Origin of the sequence: Acidaminococcus sp. HCP3S3_G9_1, from assembly GCF_052122455.1 — a bacterium.
Classification (GTDB): domain Bacteria; phylum Bacillota; class Negativicutes; order Acidaminococcales; family Acidaminococcaceae; genus Acidaminococcus.
This window is the reverse complement of sequence record NZ_JBQKCH010000005.1, coordinates 94,548-120,260: the sequence shown is the minus strand read 5'-3', so window position 1 is coordinate 120,260 and position 25,713 is coordinate 94,548. Positions and strand designations below refer to the sequence as shown.

Genomic DNA, 25,713 nt, shown 5'->3' with positions numbered 1-25,713 from the left:
ACGAAAACCGTCAAGCGGTAGGGGCGCGCAACCGATCCACAGCTCCATTCTAATCGTACCGTAATTCACTATAAAAGGGAATATCTGGTACAACTCTATTATACGAGGGGCGCGCCAAAGGCACGCCCATCCCGGCCTGCGCTTTTTATACGTTCCCAGGAACCCGCCCGGCGGGTTCCCTCCTTCCGCTAGAGACTAGAGACTAGTGACTGTCAGCTCATGACCATCTGCCTCCGGCAGATGGTCTCCTTTTAAATCCCGGAGACTTGAAAGTCCCCACCCCATTTCACAAACTTTCTATCTCCCCCAATACCTTTTATACCACATTGCTGCCTGTTTCCATGACTGGGGAACACCCCTGCCTTCTTCGTACAGTCTGGCAATGGCATTGCAGGCGCTGGGGCTGCCTCGTAACCAGGCTTTCCGATACCAGACCAGGGCCTAGGCAGGGTCTGCCTGGCCCAGGTATCCACTTTCCCAAAAGTGTCCCATGATTTCACAGGCCCCGGGATGGCCCTGTCGGGCGGCTTTCTCATACCAGATTCCGGCCTGTTCCAGGTCATGGCAGCGCAGCCGGTATTCCTGGGCCAGACGCACCTGGGCTTCTGCATGGCCTTTTGCAGCGGCTTTCTGATACCATGCCAGCCGTTTCTCCCGCCAGCTTTCATTTTTCTCTTCACTCACCAGCCGGAGAAAGGAACCCATGGCCAGCTGGGCCGCTGCAAAGCCCTGGGCAGCGGACTTCCCGAACCAAATCAGAGCTTCTTCATAGGATGGATCCACGCCTTCTCCATAGGCGTACATGATTCCCAGATAATACTGTGCCAGGAAGTCTCCTTCTGCTGCCCGGGCCCGGATTTTTTCTCTCTGCCGGACGAACACCCGGACGGATTCGCCCAGGCCGGGCAGGTCTTTCAATGCGCCAAAGGCAGGAGCCACCGGATCCCCGGCCCGGGAAGCCGCAGAAGCGTAAGACCGGGCCAGTCCCTCATCCAGGAAGAAGGTTCCATATCCTCCATCCAGGTACAGAGCCAGAAGAAAAAGAGCCCGGCCGCAGCCATCCCAGGCTTTCGCCTGGATTTGAGGATAAGCCTCCCCAGCTGGAAGATTCAAAAACAGTTGATCCAGTTCACAAGTTTCTTTCCCCAGCTGTTCCTTTGCATCTGCCTGCTTTACTTTTTCCCCTGCTTTGCTCTCCATAGTCTGAACCTCCTGCGATGCCCAGCTCTCTGTCGGCCTACTGCTCTTCACTTAAAATCCCGTACGCTTTGCGGTATTTTTCCACCCGTTTCCGGTCCTTTTCCGTCACTTCCGGCAGCCGGGTCAGGTCCATATTGTTCCGCAGGTCCGCCTTTTTCACGGCGATGGCGTAGGGATTCCCGCTTTCTTTGATCTGCCGCACATACTCCAGATAGGGCACCTTCTTGTCATGGGTCAGCAGGGCCACCGCATCTGCCACGGTTTTCCCAAACAACTGTTCCAGGGTTCCCCGGTCCATGGCCGTATCTTCCAGGGTATCATGGAGCATCCCCACCAGGGCATATTCTTCCCCCAGGGGAAGCACCTGATCCGATACGAACTTCACATGATAAATGTAGTCTTTCCCGGCCCGGTCCTTTTGTCCGGCGTGGAATTTCTTTGCCACTTCATAGGCCAATACCAGTTTATCCATTTTCACCACTCCTTATTCACATTTGGATTTCCCATTCTCTCCAGGAACCGTACATCCCAGTCTTCATATTTTTCCATCAGCTCATGGACATGTTGGGCCATGATGATGGCAGGCACTCCGGTATTCACCGTGTACATGAATCGGAACCCCTGAAAGTGGAAGGGTTCCCCCAGGAGGCTGCTGTAAAACCGATCCAGCACCTGGGGTGTCAGTGGTCCCAGGGCTTTGCCCTTGTCTCCCTTTTGGGAAAATTCCCAGGCCTGGCCGTTTTCGTCGGCAAAAAGGGTTCCTTTCTGCCCAAACCGCCGGCTCATGGCAGGGCCCAGCCGTTCCAACACCGGCCGGTACAGTGCATTCATATGGACCAGTACCTGACAGCAGGGCTCCCGTCCGCCCCAGACCCATTCACAGCGAAAATCCACCAGACGCAGCCACCGCTTCAGGGCTTCCAGATTTTCGGGATCCACCCCCAGGAATACCCCACAGTGCCGCGTTCCGAACTGATCCAGCAATTGGCTCTCCATACTCCATTCCTCCTATAGAAATCTCTCTTTGGATCCTTGGTTCTCTGCTTTCTCTCTTCTTATTATAAGACATCCAATGGGGAAAAAAGGGGACAGATATTTTTTAACAATCAAAGGAAAGTGACCCATCCATGAGACAGCCCACAGAACTGCACATGGAGGCCAAATGCCTGGCCATTTGGCCTTGCATGGAAAAACCGGCGGCCGGGACGGGTTCCCCTGGGTGCAGCCCCTACAACCTTGGTATCAATCGATCCAAAAAAAATCCCAGAAACGGAATTGTCGAAAATTCCGTTTCTGGGATCATTTCATCCGACCCTGACGCCGTAGGGGCAGGCCACAGGCCCGCTCTTCACTCTTCACTCTGCACTCTTACTTGTTCCCAAAATGCTCCACCAGCAGGGTGATGGTTGCGGCGGTGCGGGGCAGTACGTCTTCGTTGAAATCAAAATCGCTCTGATGGTGGCCGGCGGCTTCTTTGGTGCCGTAGAGCATGTAGACGGCCTGGCCGCCGTGTTCCTGGACCCGGCTCATGAAGTAGCAGCAGTCTTCACTGCCGCTGACTTTCTGTTCCTTTACCACATGCTGGTACAGATTCTGGGATTTCACCAAATCATAGATTTCTTCTCCCATCTCCTTGGAGGAGTTGGAGGAAGTGGCGCTGCCCCGGGGGGTGATCTTTACGTCCACATCATAGAGCATGGCAGCGGCCCGGCACATCCGTCTGGCTTCTTTGGCCATGAAGTCGTTGATTTCGGCAGTTTCTCCCCGGGTCTCGAATTTAATCAGACCGTTGGCGGGCACCACGTTCCGGCCGGTGCCGGCTTCCAGGACCCCTACGTTGATCCGGGAAGAACCACCGCTGTGGCGGCTGATGGTGTGGAGGGAAATGGCAGCCTGGGCAGCGGCCAAAAGGGCATTCTTCCCTTTTTCCGGTTCGGCGCCTGCATGGCTGGGCACCCCGGTGAATTCCGCATCCAGTTTGTCGGTGGCCAGGAACCCTTTGGTCATGCACACCAGGGATCCGTCGTTGTAATCCCCCAGACCGATATGGCCGCTGAGGAAGTAGTCCACATCGTCCACAATGCCGCTCTGGACCATGCTCTTGGCCCCTACCACCCCTTCTTCCCCGGGCTGGAAGCAGATCTTCAGGGTACCGGCCATTTTGTCCTTATGAGCAGCCACCAGCCGGGCTACGGCCAGGCCAATGGTGGCATGGCCGTCATGGCCGCAGGCGTGCATGAGCCCGGGGTGTTTGGACTGGAACCCCAAGGCGCTGGGCCGGTGGCTGGGTGCCGGGTCCTCGGCCACGAACAGGGAGTCGATGTCGAACCGGAGAGCTACGGTTTTACCAGGTTTGGCAAAGTGCATGATCCCCACGCAGCCGGTCATGCCCCCTTTCATCCGGTCCACCAGCACCGGATTGGCCCCTTCCTTGATGGCCCGCTGGGCGCATTTTTTCAGGGTATCTTCGTCGGGCACCAGCATCCGGGCACTGTCGTCCAGCACGTCGGCGCCCATTTTCACTTCATATCCCAGTTTTTCCAGTTCTGTGGCGATGATGGACGTAGTGCGGAATTCAGTCCAGGCGGTTTCCGGATGGGCATGGAGATCCCGTCTCTGCTGGATCATTTCGTCTTTCATTGCCAAAGCTTCCTCATAATAGGTCATGGTTTTATCCTCCCTGAATATATTTGAACAGTCTCTAGCTCTCTTCACTCTTCACTCTGCCCTCTTCACTGCCACTTCGAAGGTCCTGTGCCAGGGCAGGCTGTACCGGTACTGTTCCGGCCGCTTGCCCAGGAGGGGCACTCCTTCTTTCAGCATTTTTTCGGTGACCAGGGTTTCCGCCTGGGCGGTCTGGGCATCGGTGAGCTTTCCGTCCGTCCACTGTCGGGGCCAGATCAGTTCCTGGCGCACCTGCTGCCGGACTTTGCTCTGGTAGAGCCAGTCGTCCAGGTACCGGACGGTCAAAAGGTCCTGCCGGTCCCGGTCGCTCAGATACGGCCGGAGCATCCCCTGGCCCAGGGCGTATCCCAGGCTGTTGCTGGCAGTGTTCCACCCGGCGTAGGACCCCAGCCGGTACCCCAGAGGCTCCTGCCCCGGTTCCCCGGTCAGCAGGCCCTTTACCAGGGCGGTGCTGCCTCCGTTTCCAAAGGCCACGTCGGCGATCCCCACATTCCGTCCCTGCCGGACGTACTTTTGGGCAGTGGCCAGGAACTGCTGGCCCTGTTCATCCAGATCCGGTCCGTTGGCGGCAGAATCCGCACCCAGGGTCACCCCGTCCCCCGGGGTATAGAGCCCCAGCACCAGGTCCGCCCGCTTGTCCGTCCGGGCCGGGTATCCTCCTGCAGCCAGCACATGCTGCCGGTAACTGGTGCCCATGGGGCTGTCCTCGTAACTGGCCACAGTGGCGGCTCCGGTGCCCCCATTGTACCAGCCGTATACCAGAGGGGTCTCTCCCCGTGCCTTGTTCAGGGCCCGGTTCAGCAGCACCATCCCCAGTTCGTCCGCCCCGGAAAAACTCCGGAACTTGTACCGGAAGGCCGGGTCGGCGAAATTTTCCAGGTCCGCCGCATCTTTATGGGCTTCGGAATAGGGGGCGGAATCGTCCCGTCCGATGAGGAAATAGTCCATTTTCCCTGCTTCCAGGCCCCGGGTAAGCCCTTTCAGCACAAACAGGTTCTTTCCCCGGCGTTCCAGTACATCCCGGCGGATATCCAGGGGCAGAGCCTGTTCCACCTGGTTCAGTTCGTTTTTCTCCTTCCGGGTGAGGATCCCCAGCCGCTTTCTGTCCCGGAGCTGTCCCCACCGGAAGATCTGAGGCCCGTACTGGGCATAGTAAGCCGGTTCCGCCGGAGCGCTGCTCCACTTGGGGGAGCGCATCACCGTGGCAAAGCCGTAAAGGGGCACTCCCGGGTGCCGCTTTTTGAAGGCCAGCAGAGCATTGGCCCTTTGGGCCAGCACCGCCGGATCCAGTTCATGAGTCCGGGAAGGCACCAGGCCCCCGTAAATGAGACTGTCCGTGGACACCACCGCTCCTGCCGCTCCCCGGGCTTCCTGGTCCAGCCATTGGGCCAGCTTGTCCGGGTCCCCGTTCTGCCGGTCGCTGGCCAGGAACTTCTCCGGCGGGGTCACCACCTGGACCCCTGCCTTCCGGAAGCTGTCCACCGTATAGGTCAGGGACACGGGACGGTTGTCCAGGGGAATGAAAAGGATTTTCTCCGCTGCCGCCGGTGCACAAACACCCATCAGCAGCACAACAAAAGCACCAAAACGTTTACACCAGCCCAAGTCTGCACCTCTTTTTCTAATTCATCCATCTGGCCGCCAGATCCAGGATCTTGGCTATGGTCTGGAGCTGGCCCTGGTATTTGCTGATTTCCTGCTGGATGGCGGCATCTCCCTGGCCGTTCTGGGCAGCCTGGGCCAGCTGGTCCAGTTTGGCCAGGATCTCATCCTGGTGGTCCACCAGTGTCCTTACCACTTTGCCTATAAGGGGGCTGTTCAGGGCCTTCTGGAGGGCCTGACGCTGCTGTTCCAGGGTTTCCGGGCTGGTGGTTCCGGGTCCCTGGACCGCAGGAGGCAGAACGGTGCCCTGGCTGCCGGCACTTTTCCGCCGGGTGCCTCCCTGTGTCCCACTGCCCCCTGCTGGCTCATCACTGCCAGTGGCTTCCTGGACCTTGTCCCGGACTGCTTCATAGAGGGGAGCCAGGGGGGTGTCTTCCAGTCCTTGGGCCGCCTGGAGCACGGCTCCGGCCACTCCTGCCGCCTGTTTCGTCTGTTTGGTCCGGGGATTTTTCTGGAGGATCTTCCCGTAATACCCTTTCAGGTTGGTGATTTCCACCAGCTGCCAGTCCCCTTTTTCATTTTTCTGCATGTGGAGCACCAGGGTATCCGTGCCCACCGCCGGATTATCCAGCTGGACGTTCACCAGGGCGTCCTGGGGATAGCTGGCCCCGGGCTGGATGTCCTTCACCTTCAGGGCATTCCAGTCCACTGGCAGCACCTTGTCCGGGTGGGTCTTCCGGTAGGAATCGGTCCAGTCCCCGGTCAGGACGGCATTGTGGATCAATTCCTCCAGGTGCCGGGTGATTTCATCCTTTTCCCCTTCGGTGTAACCGTCCTCCACGTCATTTTCCCCCTGGGCGGCCAGCAGGGCATCATACCCCTTGTCCACCACTTTCGTAAGGTCCGTATGGTCCTGGAAGGTAACGATATCGTGCTTGTTCACTGATTCCCGGATCAGTTTCACCGCATACTGGGGGGTGCGGATATAGTACAGGAAGTACCAGCCGGAAACGGCCCCGATCAGCACCGCCAGGGCCGCCCCCAGAGCGATTTTTTTCTTTTTCCGGCGCCGGGCCTGTGCCTGCTCCTGTTCTTTTTGCCGGGGATCCGGCGAAGGATTCCCGGCGGTCTGCTGTTTTGTCATGATTTATCGGTCCTTCAAATACAGCTCCTCGAACAACTTCTTCCCGGTTTCCGTCTTGTACAGCCGCTGATACAGGGCTTCATCCTGCTGCCGGTTATCTCCGTCTTCGTAGGGGTTCACCAGCATATCCGCTTCCGCCAGGATCTGGGCGTCCGGGCCGTCGATGCTGGCATAGGTATGATGATGGCCGATGAGCCACTTGATCCGTTCTGCGTCTTCTCCGGTGATGCCGGCGTCTGCCAGGATGGGCTGGGCAATGTCCGGGCCCAGTTCTTCCTGGATCTTCCCGGTGCAGTGGCCGTACCGGCGTTCTCCTTCGTGGATGCCGATATCATGGAGATAGGCGGCGGCTTCCAGCCGGAACAGGGTCCGGGGATCCAGCCCCTCCCCCATCCCGATCAGCCGGGCAAAAGCATGGACTTTCAAAAGATGATGGATCCGCCGGGGATCCCCTGCATCATAGACAATGGCAGCCCGGGCGATTTTTTCCAATGGTTCCATAAATGATCACGACCTTTCTGATAGGGATATTATAGGGGAAGAAGGGGGAAAAAGAAAGGGGCTGTTGCCCGTGCAACAGCCCTTTTGCTTTTTCAATTATTTATGTTCCCAGATATCCACACGGCGGTTGTCGGCTTTGCCGGCTTCGGTGGCGTTGTTGGACGCAGGGTTGTTTTCGCCCTTGTAGTTCAGCTGCATACGGGAAGCAGCCACACCGTTGTCGTTGGCGTATTTGGCCACGTTCAGCACACGGCGTTTGGACAGGTCTTCGTTGTAGGCGTTGGAAGCATCGGAGTCGGTGTTCCCTACCAGTTTAAAGGTGGAATCCGGATGAGCCTTGGCTACGGCTACGAAGTTGGCCAGTTTGGCAGCTTCGGAAGCCTTCGGGGTATCCACGTCGGAATCGAAGTGGATGCTGTCCAGATAGTAGTCATTGTACACATGAGCCGGAGCAACCGGTTCAGCCACCGTCGGTGCCACCGGTTCTTCCACAGGTGCCGGAGCCGCTTTCTTGTGGCCGCCGAACCGATAGGACAGACCTACCAGGAAGCCCCGGTATTTGATGTTGTTGTCGTCATCCAGCTTGGTATCCACATACCGGTATCCGGCGTTCAGATCCCAGTTGTCAGCGAAGGTGTAAGCCAGGCCGGCATCCCACTGGCTGGTCTTCTTGGTGCCCAGGGCGCCTTCTGCATAGAAAGCCAGGTTCTTGGCCAGGTCGTATTTGGTCCGTACACCGAACTGAGCCACGTTGTTGATCACGCTGTCAGCGCTGCCGGTGTGTGCCCCATGGTAGCTGCCGTCAAAATCATTGTTGATCCGGTTCCAGCCGCCGAACAGAGCCCAGTTCTTGCCCAGGCTGTATACCAGGTTCACTTCGTTCTGGTCCCCGTCGGTCTTGAAATCTCCGGCTTTGGTCTTCAGGCCCCGATAGTTGTATTCCAGAGCCCATTTGTCGGAAATCCCATAACCCAGGCCACCGTCAAAGTTCCATTTGGTGCTGGATTCATTCCCGTCGAATTTGGCTTTGGGAGCCCAGGCCCCTGCGTTCAGCTGCCATTCTCCCTGATCCCAGCTGGTCTGAGGAGCTGCAAAACCCATGGAAGCAACGGAAGCCAGTACAGCCAGCGTCACTGCAAATGCTTTCTTCTGCATTGAAGATTCCTTCTTCCCGTTCAATTTTTCCATATAAAAAGTACTGGACTGACCAGTCACTTTACAATTCATATTGTATACCTTTCTGGATGAAGAGATTATGAATGGTTTGTGACATAAATGTGAAAATGGACTGTGAAAAAATGATTTCTCATTTTTTCACAGTCCATTTTCACATATCCTTCCCCGGCTTCAGGCCGCTTCCGTCGTTGTTCTGGAGGAGGCTGAAGCTTTCCACGGACTGTTTGAAGGCCCGGAGTTTCAGGTCGTAGTTGATGGTGTCGTCGGTCTGGTACCGGATCTGATACCCGTTGCCCTGGGCGTTCATCAGATAGGTGTTCACCACAAAGACCTTTTTCAGGTCCCCGCTGTCGGTGCATTCCGCCATGCTCCCGTTGAGGGTGCCCACGGAAATGGGTTCGTGGCGCAGTACCGTAATGTTGGGCGTATACCGGGTCACCTTCTGGATGAAGGCGCTCTCCGCTTCCTTCAGCCCTTCGGGGGTGGAATTCCCCAGTTCCGCAAAAGTGTCATCGGAAAATTCCCGGACCATCATCCCGTCGGTGTGGACGCTGCTCAGAGACCGTCCGAACAGCACATTGTCCGCCCGGAGGGTGTACATCCGCCAGCCGCTGGGGATTTCCATTTCATAGCCCATGCCGGGCACCGTGAGAAGGTTCACATCGGTGTACTTCACCCGGCTGAGCGTCAGGTCGGAACACAGGGACTGGAGGGCGGACCGGGCCGCCGCTTCCAGGTTTTCCGGCGCGCTTACGTTCACCACCAGCAGCACGTTCTTTTCCGGCTGGTAGGCCCGGCCGATCAGAAAGGGCCGGTGGGTCCGCAGCTTGTCTTCCGGCACCGCCACATAGGTATAGCTGTCCAGATCCTTCTTCTTGTCCTTTTTGGGTTCCGGTTCTCCGGAAGTGCTCCGATACTTTCGGAGCTTTTCTCCCAGGATCCCGTCCAGGGCCGGCTGGCTGCCGAAATTCCGGGAGCTGCCGTCATCCTGGATGGTGTCGTTTTCCTGGTCCTGGATCTTCCCCAGGAACTTCTTGAAATCTTTCTTCTGCTCCGTGGAGTACTGCTTCATGGGGACGGACACAAAACTGGGCAGGGTGTACAGATCCGCACTGACCAGGAAATCCTTCCCCACGGTGAAGCGGATCCCCGTGGAGGTATGGTAAATCTCTTTGCTGCCGGGAGGCACCGTCAGGGTATAGCCTCCGCTGGCAGGTTTGTAGGTGTTTTTGGGTGCTGCCGCTCCGGCCTCCCCGGCCTGGAACAGACCCAGGCACAGGAGAGCCGCAGCCAGCCCCCATCGTTTCAGTTTATTCATGCTCTGCAGTTACTTCCCTAATTTTTCTTTCAGATAGGCATCCATTTCCAGGGCGGCCTTCTTGCCGGCCCCCATGGCGGAAATAACGGTGGCTGCCCCGGTGACGATGTCACCGCCGGCAAAGACTCCCGGGATGGAGGTTTCTTCCTTTTCATCCACGGTAATGAGCCCCTTCCGGTTGGTCACCAGATCCGGGGTGGTGTGTTTCAGCAGGGGGTTGGGGCCCTGGCCGATGGCCATCACCACCATGTCCACATCGAACACATGGTTGGAGCCGGGGATCTCCACCGGGCTCCGGCGGCCGGAGGCATCCGGTTCGCCCAACTGGGTCCGGACACATTCCATGCCGGTGACCCAGCCATCTTCGTTCCCCAGGATCTTCACCGGGTTGTTCAGCATGTGGAGTTCGATGCCTTCCGCCTTGGCGTGCTGGATTTCTTCCTTCCGGGCGGGCATTTCCGCTTCGCTCCGGCGGTAGACCACGTAGACGTTTTCCGCTCCCAGCCGTTTGGCGGTCCGGGCGGCATCCATGGCCACGTTGCCGGCCCCCACCACAGCCACGTTCTTCCCTACATACACGGGAGTGGCCATTTTCGGGAACTTCCAGGCTCCCATCAGGTTCACCCGGGTAAGGAATTCATTGGCGGCGTACACCCCGTTGAGGGCTTCCCCAGGGATCCGCATAAAGTGAGGCAGACCGGCGCCGGTACCCACGTACACAGCCTGGAACCCTTCTTCACCCAACAGTTCATGGAGGGTAAAGGTGCGGCCGATCACCACATCGGTCATGATTTTCACGCCCAATACCTTCAGCTGTTCGATTTCGTGCTGGACGATGGCTTTGGGGAGACGGAATTCAGGGATGCCGTACATGAGCACCCCGCCCACTTTGTGGAGGGCTTCGAACAAGGTCACGTCATAGCCCATTTTGGCCAGATCCCCGGCAGCGGTGAGACAGGAGGGGCCTCCGCCCACTACAGCCACTTTGATGCCGTTCTTGGGAGCCAGGCCTTCCTTCACCATGTCCGTACCCTTTTCCCGGGCCCGGTCCGCCACGAACCGTTCCAGACGGCCGATGGCCACCGGTTCTCCCTTGATGCCCAGGATGCAGTGTTTTTCGCACTGGTTTTCCTGGGGACACACCCGGCCGCACACGGCAGGCAGGGAGTTCTTGTTCTTCAGGATGTGGATGGCGCCGTCAAAATCCTTTTCCGTCAGGGCATGGATGAACTGGGGAATGTCCACGTTCACCGGGCACCCCTTCACGCACTGGGGATTCTTGCAGTTCAGGCAGCGCTGGGCTTCATCCACCGCCGTGTCTTCCGGATAGCCCAGGGCCACTTCCTCGAAATTATGGTTCCGTACATCAGCCGGCTGTTCCGGCATGGGATTTCTCATTCCTCCACGCATCTGCAATGCCCCCCGCAACTGTATTCTACTGCTTCCTGGTCCTTGTACATCTTGGAACGCTGCATCAGGTTCTTGAAGTCCACCTGATGGGCATCGAATTCCGGCCCGTCACAGCAGGTGAACTTGCTTTCATTGCCCACCTGCACCCGGCAGCCGCCGCACATGCCGGTGCCGTCCACCATAAGGCAGCTGAGGCTGGCAGTGGTCTTCACGTTGTAAGGCCGGGTGACCTTGGCCACGTTCATCATCATGATGATGGGGCCGATGGCCACCACCAGATCCGGATGGTTCCCTGCTTCCAGCATTTTCCGGAGGGGATCGGTAACAAAGCCCTTGATGCCTTCGGACCCGTCGTCGGTGGTGATGATCATTTCATCGCTGATCTTTTCCATCCGGTCCCGCCACAGGATCAGGTCTTTGTGACGGCCCCCGATGATGGTGATCACCTTGTTGCCCAGTTCGTGATAGGCCCGGGCGATGGGATGGACCGGTGCTACGCCGATGCCCCCGCAGACCATGACCACAGTACCGAATTTGCCCATTTCAGAAGGCTGGCCCAGAGGTCCCAGGATGTGCTGGATATCGTCTCCCTGGGCGAAATCTTCACACAGGTGCCGGGTGGTGTTCCCCACCGCCTGGACCATCAGGGTGATGGAGCCTTTTTCCCGGTCGAAATCGCCGATGGTCAGAGGGATCCGTTCGCTGGTTTCATCCACCAGTACCATGACGAACTGTCCCGGTTTGCATTTGTGCGCAATGAGAGGCGCATCCACTTCAAATTCCCAGACTGCAGGTGCCAACTGCAGTTTTTTCAAGATCTTTGCCACACCAAACACTCCTTTATTGTCGTTTTTTGTTCATCGTGACTGGACAGAACCTGTCCTTCGGCCAGGTTCTTCTTATTATGTATAACCGTAGGGGGCGCAGGCCCGGCGCCCCGCAAAATGCGCAGATAATCGATGATTTGGCGGGCCGCCCGGAGGGCCATCCGTCACGGATCAGGGGACAGAACCGGAAAAGCGGATTCTGCCGAACAGGGACACAGCTGTCGCTGCTAACCCACCACCAGCCTGACGGCCGGTCCCCCGCCCTTGTAAAGGGCGGATAGACACTCAGACCTGGAGCCCATTGTTCCTGCACGGGGGCATAAGCACCCGTGCCATATATCCGCCCTTTTCAAGGGCGGGGGTATCCATGCGAAGCATGGGTGGTGGGTTAGCAGCCTCTGGCTGCGTTTTCCTCCCTGGGAATCCGCTCCAGCGGGTTCCCTCCACCGGCTGCGGGCCAGTGAACAGTGACTGTCAGCCGGGCCAGCGGCCCCGTTCTTCACTCTGCACTGGCTGTCATTTCCTTCAGACACTGTCCCACTTCCGCGGTGACTTTCTCCAGGTCGATGGTGGTCAGTTCTCCTTTGCGCAGCAGGATGTTTCCGTCCACCAGCACCGTGTCCACGTCCGCGGAGGACCCGGCATACACCAGAAGGGACGTGCGGTCGTGCCGGGGGTACCAGGCCGGGGAGGCCATGTTGTAGAGCACCACATCCGCCTTCTGGCCCACTTCCAGTTTCCCCAGGTTTTTCAGGCCCACAGCTTCCGCCCCCATCCAGGTGCCCATGGCAAGGGCCTGGGAAGCCGGTACCGCCTTGGGATCCCCGGACTGGGTCTTGGCCAGCATGGCCGCCAGCCGGACTTCTTCCAGCATGTCCAGATTGTTGTTGCTGCTGGCCCCGTCGGTGCCCAGACCTACGGTGATGCCCTTTTCCAGCATCCGGGCCACAGGAGCGATGCCGCTGGCCAGTTTCAGGTTGCTCTGGGGGTTGTGGGCCACCCGGACCTGGTGCCGGGCCATAATGTCCATATCCTCCTCATCCACATGGACACAGTGGGCCGCCAGGGTCCCTCCGTCGAACATCCCCAGTTCTTCCATCAGGGCAATGGGGCTCTTGCCGTACTGTTTCCGGCAGTCCGCCACTTCCCCGGCGGTTTCCGAAAGATGCATGTGGATCTCCGCTCCCAGTTCCCGGGCCCGGGCGATGACGGATTTCAGATAATCCGGGCTGCAGGTGTACGGGGCATGAGGACCGAACATCACGGTGATCCGTCCGTTCTGGGCCCCGTTCCAGGTCTTGTACAGCTGCGTGTTCTCCTCCAGACGGGCGGCCCCGTCTGCCACGCTGCTGCCGGTGAGACCCCGGGACAGTACTGCCCGGATGCCGCTGTCCGCTGCAGCCTTGGCAGTTTCTTCCATAAAGAAATACATGTCGGCGAAACAGGTGGTGCCGGTGCGGATCATTTCCGCGATCCCCAACAGGCTCCCCCAGTACACCGCCCGGCCGTCCAGTCTGGCTTCCAGGGGCCAGATCCGGTTCTGGAGCCAGTCCATCAGGGCCATGTCGTCGGCATAGCTGCGGAACAGGGTCATGGCCACATGGGTATGGGCGTTCACCCACCCGGGCACCGCCAGGTGATTCCGTCCGTCGATCACTTCCCGGCCTGCCACCGGTTCTGTGCCCACATACCCGATGGTGCTGCCGTTGATCCCGATGTTGAACAGGGTCCCGTCCCCGGGATCTGTCAGTTCCACATTCTGCAATACGATATCATATACCATGTCCAGCGTCATTCCTCCTTTTTGTCCCCGCCGAAAGCCTCCAGCCGGAAGCCCCCGTATTCCTGCAGGGCCTGGGCGCAATGGCAGCTGTGGGTCAGAGGCCCGTCATCCTGCACATAGGCTTCGATCACGGACAGGATCTGCTTTCCCAGCTTCTCCATGGCTTCCGTCACTTCTTCGTGGGACAGGGCCCGGGCCGCCAGCCCGGAACCCATATTGGTGACCACGGAACAGTTGGCGTAGCAGATTTCCGCTTCCCGGGCCAGTACCGCTTCCGGCATGTTGGTCATCCCGGCCACGTCCCCGCCCATGGCTCCATACATCCGCACTTCCGCCGCCGTTTCGTACCGGGGCCCTTCCGTCACCACATAGGTCCCCTGTTTGCTGTGCCGGAGCCCCAGTTTCACCAGGCAGCGGATCAGCCGTTCCCGGAGAGCCGGGCAGTAGGGCTGGGCGAAATCCACATGGGCCACCTGGCCGTTCTCCCCGTTGAAGAAGGTGTTCACCCGGCTTTTGGTAAAGTCCAGGATCTGGGTGGTGGCCACAAAAGTCCCCGGAGGCAGTCCCCGGTTCAGGGACCCCACCGCCGTAAAGGACAGGACCTCCGTGACTCCCAGCTTCTTCAGGGCGAAAATGTTGGCCCGGTAGTTGATTTTGTGGGGCGGGACACTGTGGTCCAGGCCGTGCCGGGCCAGGAAATAGATCTCATGGCCGGCGGCGGTCCCCTTCAGGCAGTGAGCCTGGCCGAAGGGCGTATCCACCGTTAAGGCGGTGAGCCGGCCGAAGGAGGACGCATCCTCCACCCCGGTGCCGCCGATGATGCCGATTTTCCGCAATTGGAATCACCTCGCTCAGTTTGATGGTTCAACAAAGGAAAGCAGGTCTCCCAGGGACCGGATCACATAATCCGGCTGAATGAACCGGTCGAAGAATTCCTGCCGGAATGAGGTCCAGCCCACCTTCACCGTCTGGCAGCCGGCTTTGTGGCCGCTGACCAGGTCATAGGGGCTGTCTCCCACACAGAGGCAGTCCTCTCCGGCAAGGCCCAGCAGTTCCAGGCCCTTTTCCATAGGTTCCGGGTCCGGCTTGTGGGCGCTGCATTCCTGGCACCCGATGATGCCGTCGATGCAGTCTTCCAGCCCCAGACACCGGAGCCCCCTAAGGCAGCTGGCTTTGAACTTGCTGGTGACAATGGCCATGGGGACCCCGGCCCGGCGCAGGGCAATAAGCCCCTCCTTCACTCCGGGAAAGGGCTGGATCATGGCGTCGTGCCAGGCGGTGTTGTACTGGCGGTAATAAGCCACCATCCGGTCCATCTCTTCCGGATCGGTGCAGCCGGTGATCCCGGCCAGGCCGTCCCGGAGAGGCAGGCCGAAGGTGTTGATGATGGTCTGGTCATCCACCTGATTTGCTGGGATGAAATGGTCCAGGGTCTGGTGGAAGGTGGCCAGGATCAGGGGCGTGGTGTTGGCCAGCGTCCCGTCAAAATCAAATAAAATTCCCCGTGCAGCCACAGAAAGCCTCCTTCGAACATACTACAACGGTCATTTTACCATGAATCGACAGAAAATTAAAGGATTTTAAAAAGGGGCCGCCGCACTCGCGGCAGCCCCGTCAATGGTCAATGGTCAATGGCCGAAGGAAGCCAAATGCTGAAGCATTCGGCGCAGAACATACGGCCCGCCCTTCTTCCCTGGCGGGCAAAAGGAAACGGCGCCGAAAATGGCGGCGCCTAACCCACCACCAGCCTTACGGCTGGTCCCCCGCCCTTGTAAAGGGCGGATATGGCGCATCGGGCTGAAGCCCTGATGCAAAAAAGTCATGGATTTCAGGCGCCAGCGTATATTGCCTCCTGCAGGACCAAGACTGCAGGACTCAAACCATCATTCCGCTTATATATCCGCCCTTTTCAAAGGAGAGATCGCCGCGCGGGCCCAAGACTGCAGGACTCAAACTATTATTCTGCTTATATATCCGCCCTTTTCAAGGGCGGGGGACCGCTGCGCTTGCACAGTGGTGGTGGGTTAGCAGCGTCAGCTGCATTTCCCATCAAAGGAACCTGCCGCCGCAGGTTCCTTCCTTTGGCTGCAGACTGATGCCTAGTGACTGTCAGCTGCTCCCTCCGTGCAGAAGTACCGGTACGGGCACCACTGGCACCCCTCTTTCCTGGCCGGGAACTGTTCCTCTTTGTCCCAGGTCAGCAGATTTTCCAGAAGGGTCTTCAGCTTTTCTTCTTCCCTGGCCCGGTCCTTCAGTTCCCAGCTGCTGCAGTCCTTCAGGAAATGGAGCCTGGCCCAGGCCACTTTCTGTCCCGGGTACAGGGTTTCCGCCGCCAGGGCGTAGATGGTCAGCTGCCGGGTGTACCCCTGCTTTTCTTCCCCGTCCGCCGGAGGATGGCCGGTTTTGTAGTCCACGATCCCCAGCTGTCCCTCCGGCAGGGTCACCAGCCGGTCGATGCTCCCCTGGAAGGTCACTTTCCCCGCTTCCAGGGGGAACAGTTCCAGTTCGAAATCCCGTTCCGCCTGGGCGGGCAGTCCGGCGATTTCCTGAAACAGAGGGCTGGCGCAGTATTTTTCCACCATTTTCCGCCCTTCCCGGAGGAACACCTGCTTTTCTTCCTCCGTCCGGTCCAGCAGGATCAGGGCTTCTTCCAGGGCCTCCTTTTCCGGTTCTTCCTGGAGCAGTTCCAGCACCCGGTGCACATAGGTCCCCAGGTCGATGGCGGAAATCCGGCTGGTGCCGATGCCCACCGTATCCGGGTCGATACCGGGCATGTGCTGGAAATAATGGTAATAGAAACTCCGGGGACAGTTGTCGTATTCCAGCAGGGCGCTGGCGGACAGTTCCAGGTTCCGGGGCACGGTCACCGGACGGATCCGGTCATAGACCGCCGGATCCAGGACGAAGGTCTCCCCTTCCCCGGCCTGTTGGGTTTCCTCTGCCTCCAGGATTTCCGCCACATCCAGCATCTCCCAGTCCATTTGGTCCCCGTGAGGACCGCCAGGAGCGAACACCCGCTGGAGGGACTGACCCCATTTTTCCTTGTCCGGGTCCGGAGCCTTGCTGTTTTCTTTGGTTTCGTCCACATTCACCAGATACAGGTATTTTTCCGCCCGGGTCATGGCCACGTATAGCTGCCGGTGCTTTTCCGCCCGTTCCAGCCGGTGTTTTTCCCCTTTCAGCCGGGTGTATACGGACGTTTCCGCCAGGTTCCCGTCCCCCGGATCCACCCTGACCCCGAACCCCTGGCCGGGGAGGAACTGGATCCCCAGATGGTCCGAAGGATCCTTTTTGGACAGGTCCGGCAGGAACACCGCCGGGAATTCCAGTCCCTTGGACTTGTGGATGGTCATGATCTTCACCGCCTCCGGATCTTCCTCCTGGTTGGCGGCGCTTTCCCGGGCGGACAGCTGGCGCATAAGATCCAGCCGGTCCAGGAAATCCCGGGCCGTGAACCCTTCTTCCATGGCCGCCTTCACCCCCAGGGCCCGGAGCTTCCGGAAGTTGGCCAGTTTTTCCCGTCCGCCCCGCTGGGCCAGCAGGGTGGGTTCCACGGCAAAGGCTTCCTGGAAGCCGTCCATCAGCTCCGGCAGGGACTGGAACAGAGCAGTCCGGTGCAGGGTCTCCAGCTTCCGGGACAGGGTCACGAAGGGTTCTTCCAGGCTCTGTTCCAGGCTTTCCCACAGGCTCAGTTCCGGCCAGGGCTTCAGGAGATCCGTCATCTGCCGGTCGCTGATCCCGCAGAAGGGGGACCGGAGGAACCCGGCCAGGGCCCAGTCCTTCCGGGTGTTCAGCAGGAAGGTGAGCAGGTTGATCCAGTCCACCACTTCCTGCCGGTCATAGAACCCCTTCCCGTCACTGACCTGGGATTTGATCCCCAGGGCGGTAAGGGCTTCCTCATACTGCCGGGACAGATGGATGGCGGGCAGCAGGATGGCCATCTGGCCGTAGGGGAGCCCGGTATCCTCCCGGAGCTGCCGGATGGCCTGGGCCACATACCGGCCTTCCGCCTGCTGGCATTCCTCCAGGGTGCAGTCCCCCTTCTTCAGCACCGCAAAAACAGGATTCCGGGACGAGGGCTGATGGGGATGGAGGGGCTGGGCGGTCACATCGGACTGGCTGTCGGTGCCCAGAAGGTCGTCGAACAGGGTGTTGCAGGCCCCGATGATCTCCGGCGCCGACCGGAAGTTGTCGTCCATGACAATGTTGTTCCCGCCGGTCTTTCCGATGGCGTCCCGGACCTGACGGAACACGCTTACATCCGCCCCCCGGAACCGGTAGATGGACTGCTTGGCGTCCCCCACCACAAACAGGTTCCGGCCCTGGAGGCTCTGGCTGCTGCCTCCGCTGAGGAGATACACCAGTTTCTTCTGTTCTTCGTTGGTGTCCTGGAATTCGTCCACCATCACATACTTGAACCGGCTCTTGTACCGGAGCAGTACATTGGGCCGTTTTTCCAGAAGGTCCACCGCCTTGGCGGACAGGTACCCGAAACTGTACATTTCTTTGGCTTCCGCCGTATCCAGCAGGGTCTGGCGGAACCGGCCAAGGACGGTTTCCCAGTTCCGGGCCTGCTCCGCCCCCAGCGCATCCAGGGACAGCACCTGGAGCCGGTCCAGGGCGGCTTTGGCCTCCTTCACCAGGTCTTTCACCTTCCCGGCGGCGGAAACGGGCTTTAAGGCAGCGGCGGCCCTGTCATAGCACCCCTCAGCGATCCACTGGTGGATCTCTTCCCGCTGGCCGGCCAGGACTTCCAGCTTTTCCCGGCCTTTGGGGCCTGCCTGGTCCCGGGCTTCCAGCAGGGTATCCAGGGCCCCTTCTGCAGCGATCTTCCCCTCTTCTTCCCCTGCCAGGCTGGCTTCATAGGGGGCGGCCAGCCCTCCCGGCAGCGCCAGGATGGCCGGGAGATCATCGATGAGGGCGGTCAGGATCCCCGCCAGACGGTCCGCCGGGTACAGGTCCAACAGGGCCGCCACATCCCCGGCCTGCTGCTGGATTTCCTTCTGGATAAAGGCCTGGGCGGTTTCTTCCCGGAAGGCCCGGATCTGGTATTCTTCCCTGACGGCGAAATCAGGATCCAGGCCGGCTTCCACCGGATTCTCCCGGAGCACCTGGGAACAGAAGCTGTCGATGGTGGTAATGGGAGCCCGGTCCGCCAGCTGGAGCTGTTCCTGCCAGTAGGCCTTTTCTTCCGGATCCAGGGTCTCCGTCAGCCGTTCCAGGATCCCTTTCCGCACCCGTTCCTGCATTTCCCGGGCGGCTTTCCGGGTGAAGGTGATGGCCAGGATTTCCTGGGCAGTGGCCTTCCGTTCCTGGAGGATCTTCAAAAACCGTTCCACCAGCACCCGGGTCTTCCCGGACCCGGCCCCGGCGGATACGGACACGTTCCGGTCCAGGGTGGAGATGGCTTCCTGCTGCTGTGGGGTAAAACTGGCCATGGTATCACTCCTCTTCCTTTTCGATCTCAGTTCTGTGGGGGTTCTCCCCGATCCGGCACAGGTCCCGGGCCGGGCACCAGGCCGGGCATTTTCCTGCAGGCCGGGCAGGGAAACGGCCCTTTCTCATATCCCCCACCGCCTGGTCCACCGCCTTTTGGGCGGCTTCCAGAGCCTGTTTCATTTCCGGGGGACGGGCTTTGGCCATCCAGGGGAAGGCGGTCTTTGCAGCCTTGTCCCAGGCCCCACCCTTCCGGTCCCCGCTGCGCAGGTGCACATAGCCGGCCCCCAGGATCTGCTCTTTGGGCACTTTTCCCAGAGTTTCCAGGGCTTCCAGGTACAGGGGCAGCTGCACCGCCTTTCCCTGGAGGATGTCCTGGCCGGAAGGGGGTGTGCCGGTTTTGTAATCCAGCAGAGTCCAGTTCTTTCCATTGGTATCGATCCGGTCGATCTGGCCGGAGAAATACACCTTTTCCCCGTCGATGGTTTTCACCAGATCCGGCCAGGGGCTGTGCTCCCGTCCAAAGCTCCATTCCACCCGGCCGGGCTTCAGGCCCAGCAGGTCGGCGGCTTCATATTCCATTTCCTTTCGGAGCCAGGCCTTCAGCCATTTCCCGTACCGGTCCCGGAGATGATCCAGAAGAGGACTGTCAGGGATCTTCCCTTCCAGGCAGAGCTTGTGGAACATGTCCCGGTAAACCCCATCCAGTTCCTGTTCCAGGGCTTTTCGGTCCAGTCCGGCCAGGCCCTTTCCCAGATGTTTCCCCAGAAAAGCCGCCAGGGTCCGGTGGATCAGGTCCCCCACCACATCCGGCGCAGGGAAGGCACCCTGTTCCTCCCAGGGTTCCAGCTTCCACACCTGGCTCACCAGGGCGGCAAAAGGACACTGGAGATATCCCTCCAGGCTGGAAGCGGACAGATGGAGGGGCCGCTTCACCACCCCGGGCACCGTACCGTTCCAGGGGCTGTCCGTCTCTTCCCACCGGCGCTGTTCCGTCCGGGACCGTTCCAAAAAGTCCTGTCCGGCTGCTTCCAGCAGGAAGGCCTTCTCCCGGGGGGCCAGATGGGGCTGTTCCCCCAGGAAATCCGCCAGTTGGGCCGCACTGGCACACCGGTCCGGGGTGTTTTCATAGACCGTCACCGGCAGGGCCTCTGTCCCGAAGAAATGGTCCAGTTCAGTAATGTAGGGACTGGGGCCCCCTTCCTCATCCCGGTACCAGCTGAGGTGGAGTTCCCGGCCGGCCAGGGCCACGGCGGACCCGAAAAAGTACCGGTCTGTATCCAGGGCCCGGGCGGTCAGGCTCAGTTCCAGGCCCAGGGCATTCAGTTCTCCCCGTTCCTGGTCGCTGTAGAGCCAGCTTTCCCGTTTCACCGCCGGGAACAGCCCTTCCCGGACACCCAGGATGTACACGTAGGGAAAGGATACTCCCTGGATCTCCCCGGCTTCCAGCACCGGCACCCCCTGAGGTTCCCCGGGGGTCAGGGGCAGTTTTCCCTGGTCCAGGGAATCTTTCCAGAATTTCTGCACCAGGTCCAGACTGATTTCTTCATCTGCTTTTCCCAGCTGTTCCCAGGTCTTCACCAGGCTGTCCAGAGTCTTCCGGACGAAATCCTCCGTTTTGGCCAGCACCTTCACCTGGGCCAGGTCCACCTTCCCCTCCTGGTGGAGTTTTCCCCAGGCCAGGGCCAGCTGCCATCCATCCAGTTTTTCCGTAAGGGCGTCCCGCCATTCTTTCGGGGTATGGGAGCCCTGGAGGAAGTCCGTCAAGGTCCAGAAATCCGTATCTACCAGTTCCTTCCGCTGGATATGGGACAGGAGGCTGCCGGCGGTAGGGAAATATTCCTGGGTGTACAGCAGGTCCAGTTTTTCCCGGTCCGTCCGGTACAGCACTTCCATCAGAGGACACCGGAACAGGGCCTGCCATTGGGCCAGGTCCCACTTTTCTTTGGCCGCTGCCAGCAGCTTGGTGAAGAAATCCGTGAGAGGCTGGCTTTTCAGGTCCGCCGCATGGGGCAGCCGGCAGGGAATCCCGTATTCAGCAAAGGACCGGACCAGACCCTGGTAATCCGCCAGTTTCCGGACCAGCACCAGGATTTCCTCCGGCTTCACTCCCTGCTGGAGCCGTTCTTTAATGGACGTAAGGGCCAGACGGATTTCCTGTTCCTGGCTCACCCCTTCCCCCAGGTGGATGTGGGGCGCCCCGGTATCCGTCCGGGCTCCCGGCTTCCAGTCCCGGGTCAGGGCGGTCAGGTCTTCCAGCTTTTCTGTCACCGGTTCTTCCTGGACCGGAAGGAATCCGTCCCCCAGCAAATCCCCGTAGATCTTTTCCGTCACCTGGCTCAGTTCCGGCCGTTTGGGATCATAAAACAGGCCCACTTCCACTTCGCAGCAGTGTCCCAGGGCCCGGAGCAGCCGGAGCTGGACCGGGGTGAACTGGTAGAATTCGCTGAAGAAGCATTTTTCCCAGGGCACGGTGCCTCCCTGTTCCAGCACCTCCGCCGCCCGGGCGTATTCCTGGGACAGGTCTTCCAGGCGCCGCTCCCGGACTTTGCTGCTGTACACCAGATACAGCTTGGCCAGATCCATGTCTTTGTTCCGGAGCGCTCCCTCCCGGTTCCAGTTCAGCAGCACCTGCTGGTAAGTGGCCGGGTCCAGATCATCCCGGGAAAATTCGTCGAACAGGGTCAGCAGGCTGTCCCGGAACCCGTCCTTCCCCACCAGGGAGGAAAAGTAGGACAGCTGCCCCTTGAGATAGTCCAGGGTGTCTTCCAGGATCTTTTTCTGGGCAGGCCGGGTGATCCGGGTGAATTCCGTTTCCGCCCGGTTCCACCGGAGGATTTCCCGGGGCAGGGCATCCAGGATGGCAGCCCGGACCGCCCCGGTTTCCCGGACCTTCTGGAAGAAGTACCGGTTGGGCACCAGGAACAGAGCCGCCCCGTAAGGCAGCTCCCGGGCCGCGGCTATGAACCGGTCTCCCATGGATTCCCCCAGCTGGAGGCAGTGAAGGATGTTGGACATGATTGGCTCCTTTCGGTAAAAGGGGCTGTTGCAAAAGCAACAGCCTCCTTTTCAGGTCTCGGGCCACTGGATAGAACCTGTCCTTTGACCAGGTTCTTTTTATTGTGTATCACTGTGTATAACCGTAGGGGGCGCAGGCCCGGCGCCCCGCAAAATGCGCAGATCATCGATGATTTGGCGGGCTGCCCGGCGTGCAGCCCCTACGGTACCGATTTACACGTTCAAAAATATGGGGTTCATGAGGCTGGTTCACCTTGGAAACGTCAATGCAAAGATCCGGATCTCCACCAGCCGGGTCTGGGCATTCCGGACGAAGGCCAGGATCCCCAGGGTGTTCCCGTCGATGGGAGCCAGTTTGGCGCAGTTCAGGTTGTCTCCCAGCACCTTGGAACTGTTCAGGGTCCCCAGGTACTGTCCCTCCCGGGTCCAGAACTTCAGGGTGAACCCGTCGATGACCACCAGATAATGGTCCAGCACCGCCATATCGATCAGGTTGTAGATGGAATCCTTATCCGTCTGGATGGGACTGCCAAAGCTCCGGAGAGCCTTCCCCCTGCTGTTGAAAGCTTCCACCATATTCAGGCCGTTGGGCTTGATCCGTCCGCCCCCGAAAATGGTTCCGTCTTTCGTGATCCGCACCTGGGTCAGGCCTCCTGCAAAAGGTTTGGCCCGGTTGTGGAGGAAGGCGGGCTTGTTCTTTTCAAAGGCTCCGTCATGGTACTCCGCCAGGGTGAAATTGTCGTTGCCGTACAGATAGGCCTGTTCCCCACTGGGCAGGAAGGCCACCCGGGTAGCGGTGGTGTTCCCCTTCAGGCTGATGATGTCGTTCCCGTCCCGGAGGGTATGGAGTCCCTTCTTCACATACACAATGTCCCCGTTCCCGGCAATGTTCACGCTCAGGACCATTTTATCCGGGATGGTGTAGGTGCCCTTTTTCCCGAAGCTCCGGAGAGGGAACAGGCTCCCCTCTTTTCGTTCATAGGCCTGGACCGCCGTGCTGTCCCCGTCCTGGCTCCGGAGGGCCAGATAGAACCGGTCATCCCGGATTACGAAGCTGAGGATCTTGTCCACATCGTAGCTGGTGATTTCCGGGGTATTGAACCGCTGGAGCTGGAGCCCCATTTTTCCCAGTTCCACCTGGCGCACCGGCTGGGGTTTCAAATGGACGATGCGCATCTCGATGTCCGTCCGGTAATTGTACCCCACCACCCCCAGGATCACCAAAAGGGTCAGTACCAGAAAGGGCAGTTTGGACCGGATCCAGGACCGTTTCTTCTTTTCCTCCGTCATGGACAAAAAAAGCCTCCTTTGTTTCATTCCTATCAGTATACCATGGGGCTGTTGCGTGGGCAACAGGAAGGGAGTGACGAGGTATGTGTCAACAAGTTCTCGGTGAACCCTTCATCACAGTATAGTTATTCGTTCATGGGGCCGAAAGCGCAGAGTGAAGAGCACAGAACCGTAGGAGCCGCCCAGAAGGCAAAAAGCTTCTATACTCTTCCATCCGCGAAAGCGCTCCGCCGGGAGGGCAGACCCGTTCGTCCCTGGCGGGAGGCTCACAGCCTATCGCCTTGCCCTTTCGGTCAAAGGCTGCGGCTACGGACCAGGAAACCGGACTCTATCGCCCGCGTGCTCCACCCCAGGAGCGACAACACCCGATGTTGTCCCGCCGACTCCTCCTGGGCCTGCCCTCCCGGCTCCCGAATAATCGATGTATACTCGTACAAAGTACCAGCAAGGCCGGAGGCCAAGTCCGCCCTGCAGGGGCGGGGGACCGGGCTTGCCCGGTGGTGGGGGCATGAGGTCCTGAAAGGACCGAATACCTTGGCGAGGGAACGGACTCAGCGGTTGGAAATGCAGCAATGGAAACTGTAGACCCAGAGGCCTTGCTCCTACCCGTACACTCCATTGTTGTCTGCCGGACCTGCAAAATATCGGCTGTCGCCGATGCCCCCACCACCGTGCTCCGCACGGTCCCCCGCCCCTCCCTGGGCGGACATTGTGTCCGTTCCCATCACCAGTTTAGTGCTGCGGCCAAGTGTCCCATGGAACTGCTGCTGGGTCTGTAATTGGCAATGCTGCATTGATGAGTACCTGCATAGGGTGCCAGGGCAACTCCTTCCTGTCAATGGTCAACAGTCAGCGGCCGTTGACGATGGCTTGCCGTCTATCCGGCCATCCATCCCATCACCGCTGCACACAAGATCCGCACCGCACACACGGGCAGCCCTCTTTGGAACAGGGTGGCCGTATCCAGGCCGGCGCCGCAGGGAATGGCCCGGATGCCGGTGGGCAGCAGAAAAGCTCCGTTGAACCCCATCACCGCCGCCATCCAGTAGGGCAGCAGGGGCAGGCCGGCACTCTGGGTGTAGGTGATCACCAGGGGCACCGTCTGGGCCGAAGAGATGGTGATGCTGGACACTTCGGACAGAAAGGCCCCCAAAAGGACGATTCCCGCCACCAAAGGCAGCCCCGGCGCCGGGGCCATTTCCCCCACCCACCGGGCCAGCCGGCCGTTGGCTCCTGAGGCTTCCAGCAGATCCCCCATGGCCAGGCCTCCGGCGAAGAGGATCAGTACGCCCCAGATCATGTGCTGCTGGGCATAGTTCCAGGTGAGCAGGGGCTTTCCGTCCTTTCCATTGATAAAGAACAACAGGAACCCCAGGCTCCCGTACAGATAGGCCGGCTGGAGCCCGGGCAGCACAGGGGCATACAAAGGCCGGAGAAAGGACCCTGCCAGGGCCAGGCCGAACAGTCCCAGGCAGATTTTTTCATCCCGGCTCATGGCCCCCAGCCGCCGGCATTCCGCCAGGAAGTATTCCCGGGTGCCCTGGAGCCGGCTCACCGGGTCCTTCTGGAGCAGCTGGACCCCCAGGGTGGCCGCGGTGGCTGTTCCCAGATAGGGCAGGAAGGCTCCGAACCACCGGGTGAACAGGAATTCCTCTCCGGTGGCCTGCTGGTACAGGGCAGCGGCGATTACGTCCATGGCGCCTCCCACCGGAGTCCCCACCCCTCCCACCACGGAACCGAACACAATGGCGCAGAGGATGGGCCCCGCTGCCGGGTCGCTGCCCCGGTACCCGGCAGCCTTCAGCATGGCCAGGGCCGTGGGGGTGAACACGGCTACCACCACCGCATTGGGCAGCACGATAGAAAACAGGGTGGCCGCCAGGAACCATACGGTGATCTGGCTTTTCATGGAAGGGCCGATAAAGGCCAGGCACCGGAGGGCGATCCGGTGGTCCAGGCCGATTTTTTCCCAGGGGAGGGTCAGCAGGGTGGCGGCAAACAGCAGGACGATGCTGCTGGAAGCGTACTGGGCCAGCAGATGGTCCATGGGCGCCAGGCTTAGAAAGGCATTGGCCACCACCGGCACCAGGGCCGTCACCGTCAGCCCCACTGGCCGGGTGATCCACCAGAAGATCATCCACAGGGACACTCCCAGAGCCCAGGCCCCGCCGGCCCCAAAGGTCCCTGCCAAAACCCACCGGCAGAGCAAAAGCAGCCCGGGCCCCAGCCCCAGGCAGATCCGTTTCTTCATGACCCTTCCCCCCTTTTGGTTGATAGGTTCATTATAGCATGGTAAAATGGAAAATATTCTACTATAAAGGAA

18 protein-coding genes are annotated in these 25,713 nt (G+C 59.7%); all 18 read right to left on the bottom strand.

What is annotated here, in order from left to right:
• Positions 1-441 precede the first annotated feature (441 nt).
• Positions 442-1,200 (bottom strand): tetratricopeptide repeat protein, encoded by a 759-nt coding sequence (locus ACTQY1_RS05120; RefSeq protein WP_441373885.1) that lies wholly within the window; start codon positions 1,198-1,200, stop codon positions 442-444.
• Positions 1,201-1,237: 37 nt separating this feature from the next.
• Positions 1,238-1,672: an HD domain-containing protein gene (locus ACTQY1_RS05115; RefSeq protein ID WP_154487880.1), complete on the bottom strand. Its 435-nt coding sequence runs from the start codon at positions 1,670-1,672 to the stop codon at positions 1,238-1,240.
• A gap of 2 nt (positions 1,673-1,674) precedes the next feature.
• A complete protein-coding gene (locus tag ACTQY1_RS05110; RefSeq protein ID WP_022486850.1) occupies positions 1,675-2,196 on the bottom strand; it encodes a hypothetical protein in 522 nt (173 codons plus the stop codon).
• Between the two features lie 372 nt (positions 2,197-2,568).
• Complete coding sequence (locus tag ACTQY1_RS05105; RefSeq protein ID WP_022486849.1) at positions 2,569-3,867, bottom strand: amidohydrolase; 1,299 nt, start codon at positions 3,865-3,867, stop codon at positions 2,569-2,571.
• Between the two features lie 51 nt (positions 3,868-3,918).
• The gene (locus ACTQY1_RS05100; RefSeq protein ID WP_441373884.1) at positions 3,919-5,490 is read right to left on the bottom strand and encodes a DUF4127 family protein; all 1,572 of its coding nucleotides are present in this window, start codon (positions 5,488-5,490) and stop codon (positions 3,919-3,921) included.
• Between the two features lie 16 nt (positions 5,491-5,506).
• Positions 5,507-6,631, bottom strand: a complete 1,125-nt coding sequence (locus ACTQY1_RS05095; RefSeq protein ID WP_441373883.1) for a hypothetical protein — start codon at positions 6,629-6,631, stop codon at positions 5,507-5,509.
• Between the two features lie 3 nt (positions 6,632-6,634).
• On the bottom strand, positions 6,635-7,132 hold the full coding sequence (locus ACTQY1_RS05090; RefSeq protein ID WP_154487882.1) for an HD domain-containing protein: 498 nt from the start codon (positions 7,130-7,132) through the stop codon (positions 6,635-6,637).
• A gap of 96 nt (positions 7,133-7,228) precedes the next feature.
• Entirely contained in the window at positions 7,229-8,287 is a 1,059-nt protein-coding gene (locus tag ACTQY1_RS05085) for an OmpA family protein (RefSeq protein WP_022486845.1), read from the bottom strand.
• Between the two features lie 172 nt (positions 8,288-8,459).
• A complete protein-coding gene (locus tag ACTQY1_RS05080; protein WP_154487883.1) occupies positions 8,460-9,626 on the bottom strand; it encodes a hypothetical protein in 1,167 nt (388 codons plus the stop codon).
• A 9-nt stretch (positions 9,627-9,635) separates the two neighbouring features.
• On the bottom strand, positions 9,636-11,024 hold the full coding sequence (gene gltA / locus ACTQY1_RS05075) for an NADPH-dependent glutamate synthase (protein WP_022486843.1): 1,389 nt from the start codon (positions 11,022-11,024) through the stop codon (positions 9,636-9,638).
• Positions 11,021-11,863, bottom strand: a complete 843-nt coding sequence (locus ACTQY1_RS05070; protein ID WP_326831107.1) for a sulfide/dihydroorotate dehydrogenase-like FAD/NAD-binding protein — start codon at positions 11,861-11,863, stop codon at positions 11,021-11,023. The genes gltA and ACTQY1_RS05070 overlap by 4 nt, the downstream gene beginning before the upstream one ends.
• Positions 11,864-12,362: 499 nt before the next feature.
• The gene (locus tag ACTQY1_RS05065) at positions 12,363-13,646 is read right to left on the bottom strand and encodes an amidohydrolase (RefSeq protein ID WP_022486841.1); all 1,284 of its coding nucleotides are present in this window, start codon (positions 13,644-13,646) and stop codon (positions 12,363-12,365) included.
• Positions 13,647-13,654: 8 nt separating this feature from the next.
• The gene (mtnP, locus tag ACTQY1_RS05060) at positions 13,655-14,482 is read right to left on the bottom strand and encodes an S-methyl-5'-thioadenosine phosphorylase (RefSeq protein ID WP_441373882.1); all 828 of its coding nucleotides are present in this window, start codon (positions 14,480-14,482) and stop codon (positions 13,655-13,657) included.
• Between the two features lie 15 nt (positions 14,483-14,497).
• A complete protein-coding gene (locus ACTQY1_RS05055; protein ID WP_441373881.1) occupies positions 14,498-15,160 on the bottom strand; it encodes an HAD-IA family hydrolase in 663 nt (220 codons plus the stop codon).
• Positions 15,161-15,745: 585 nt separating this feature from the next.
• Positions 15,746-19,084, bottom strand: a complete 3,339-nt coding sequence (locus ACTQY1_RS05050) for a UvrD-helicase domain-containing protein (RefSeq protein ID WP_441373880.1) — start codon at positions 19,082-19,084, stop codon at positions 15,746-15,748.
• A 4-nt stretch (positions 19,085-19,088) separates the two neighbouring features.
• The gene (locus ACTQY1_RS05045) at positions 19,089-22,100 is read right to left on the bottom strand and encodes a PD-(D/E)XK nuclease family protein (RefSeq protein ID WP_441373879.1); all 3,012 of its coding nucleotides are present in this window, start codon (positions 22,098-22,100) and stop codon (positions 19,089-19,091) included.
• A 249-nt stretch (positions 22,101-22,349) separates the two neighbouring features.
• A complete protein-coding gene (locus ACTQY1_RS05040) occupies positions 22,350-23,390 on the bottom strand; it encodes a hypothetical protein (protein WP_022486823.1) in 1,041 nt (346 codons plus the stop codon).
• Between the two features lie 877 nt (positions 23,391-24,267).
• Positions 24,268-25,641: an SLC13 family permease gene (locus ACTQY1_RS05035; protein WP_441373878.1), complete on the bottom strand. Its 1,374-nt coding sequence runs from the start codon at positions 25,639-25,641 to the stop codon at positions 24,268-24,270.
• Positions 25,642-25,713: the final 72 nt, after the last annotated feature.